This window comes from Bartonella sp. MR63HLJHH, from assembly GCF_042194155.1.
Taxonomy (GTDB): domain Bacteria; phylum Pseudomonadota; class Alphaproteobacteria; order Rhizobiales; family Rhizobiaceae; genus Bartonella; species Bartonella grahamii.
The window spans coordinates 15,096-17,698 of the sequence record NZ_JBHIMN010000018.1 but is presented as its reverse complement, the minus strand read 5'-3'; the positions used below and the strand labels follow the sequence as shown (position 1 = coordinate 17,698).

General features: G+C 48.9%; 1 protein-coding gene. It reads left to right on the top strand.

Annotated features, from left to right (window positions below):
* On the top strand, positions 1-2,603 hold a 2,603-nt coding region (locus ACFIKQ_RS08575), incomplete at both ends, for a filamentous hemagglutinin N-terminal domain-containing protein (RefSeq protein ID WP_375656271.1).

Sequence of the window (2,603 nt, the reverse complement as noted above, 5' to 3'; positions counted from 1 at the left end):
AAGAGAGCCAAGGGATTAAAGCAGCTGACGGGGTTGGCTCTGTTTTCCGCCCCACGGTGGGGAAAGCCGGCAATGATGTGCCGCTGATTGATATTGTTCGCCCCAATGGACAGGGTCTTTCTCATAACAAATATGACAGTTTCAATGTTGATACCCATGGCGTGATTTTGAACAATTCGACTGAGGAAGTCTCGCGTTCACAGCTTGGGGGATTGGTGCCAGGCAACGGCAATTTGCGTTATAGCGGTGCAGCAAAGGTTATTCTTAATGAAGTGGTAAGTGCCAATCGCTCGCGTCTTGAAGGTGTGAGCGAAGTACACGGGCATATGGCGGATGTTATTATCGCCAACCCCAATGGGATTACCTGTAACGGTTGTGGTTTTATCAATACACCACGGGTGACTTTATCGACCGGACAACCGATTATTGGAGCCGATGGGGCTTTGAGTGGGTTGCGTGTTGAGGGTGGTGATATCACCATAGGCTCTCGTGGGGCTGATGGAAGTGCATTAGATATTTTTGATCTTGTTTCGCGCAAGATCAGTGTCGGGGGTCCCATACAGGTCAAAGGAGATTTGGCTGTTATCGCTGGTCACAATCATTTTGATTATGACAAACGCGAAGCAACTTCTCTAGGTTCTGATGGCAAAGAGCCAGAATTGGCGATTGATTCCAGTGAGTTTGGTGGAATGTATGCGGGGCAGATCCGCGTGATTGCCAATGATAAAGGCGCCGGCGTTAAAATGCGCGGAGACATGGTTGCCAATGCAGGCGCCATGAGATTGACAAGTGATGGCAAGCTGGTGATTGCCAAAGCACGCGCCAAAGGAGCGGTAAAAGCGCGTTCTCACCACGATAGTGTGCATGTAAAAGATTTGCTTTTTTCAGAAGAAGCGGTTGAATTGAAGGCTTTGAAACATGTTGAACTGGCTGAGCAAGCTCGCGTTGCGGCAAGCGGTGCTGTTGATGTGCACGCCGATGTGATCAAGCTCCAGTCTCATGCTCTTCTAGCGAGCGGTATTGGGAGTGATGGTCAACAGTCAGCGACGGGTTCTTTGTACTTACAGGCAGCAAAGCTTGAGGCGGGGAATGGGCGGATAGCAGCCGGTGATCTTTTAAAGATCCAAGCAGCAACAATTGATCTAAGTCGTATGCAAGATAATGATCAAACAGGGGTTTCTTCCCTTGGCGATCTGACCATTGAAACCAATCAAATCACCGCTTTAAACAACCATATTGGTGCCAAGGGGAATATTGTCTTGAGCGCCGATGATGCGCTCACTGTAGGCGCTGGACATTATAGCGCCGGCGGCTCTCTTTTGGTGGAAGCGGCAGAGCTTACATCACGTGCGCGCTTAGTGGCAGAGCAAAAAATTGACCTTTATGCGCATCACGGTGCCCTGATCCAAGAAGGCACTGTGTTGTCCAATGGGGAGATAACGCTGGATGCCCATGGTGCCCTCAATCACACGGGTGATATTATCAGTATGCAGCAGGTTGCATTGACAGCGGGTGGCATGCTCACAACCTCTCAAGAGAGTACGATTTTAAGTTATGATGTGGTTTTAAGTGCTGATGCTTTAACCCAAGCAGGGACTGTGGAAGCCCAAGAGGGAGCATTAACCCTTCAAGTGCGTGATGGGGTCGCAAATAGCGGCACAATGCGCGGTGAGAGTGTCGATGCTCATATTGGTGCATTTACCAATCAAGGGACGTTTATTGCAACCGATGATTTGCATTTGATGGTAAGTGCACAAGAAGGCGCCGATCCGCAACAAGCCTTTCTGAAGAATACATCCGAAGGGGTTCTTCAAAGTGGCGGCGTTTTTGTTTTGATCGCAGGGCAATTAGACAATGCCGGTGTGCTTGGCTCTAGTGCTGAGAATGTTGCCCTCAATGTGGCAGGAAATGTCAGCAATAGTGGGCTGATTTACGCCAAAAAATCTATGGATCTATTCAGTGATGGTAATCTGACCAACACACAGGGCAGAATTATTGCTGAAGAGGCTCTCAGCATTGGTGGGCTGAAAGAGACACGTGCTGGTCATATAAATAATGAGGCTGGTCTTCTCAGTGCTTTAGCCGGTGAGATGAAGATTGTTGCAACGTCTTTTGTCAATAAAAGCGCTGAAACGACAAATTCAGACCAACAAAACGCTACACATGATGAAGGTGCGCATGTTTTAGCGCGGGATGGTTTGCGCATTGATGTGGGCAGTTTTGAGAATGTTGATGGTCTCATTTCTACGCAAGGGGCAGTTAATATTGTTGCTGATAGTGTGATCCAAGCAGGGCACATAGAGATTGAGCGTGGTGACCTTCAACTGACCAGCCATGGTGATTTAACCAATAGTGGTACGATAGCAAGCAATGGCGCAATCACTGTGAATGCGCAAAACACTCTGAACCAAACGGGGCGCATTGTTTCGCAAAAGCGGATAGAACTCTCAACCGATGGCACCTTGACGCTGGGTGAGACAAGCCAAGTTGGTGGCTATGATGTCGCGCTGAAGGCAGGCACACTCGCCCAAGCTGGGCTTATAGAAGCGCAAGGTGAGGAACTTACTCTCGAAAGCCACGGTGATTTAACCAATAGCGGCACG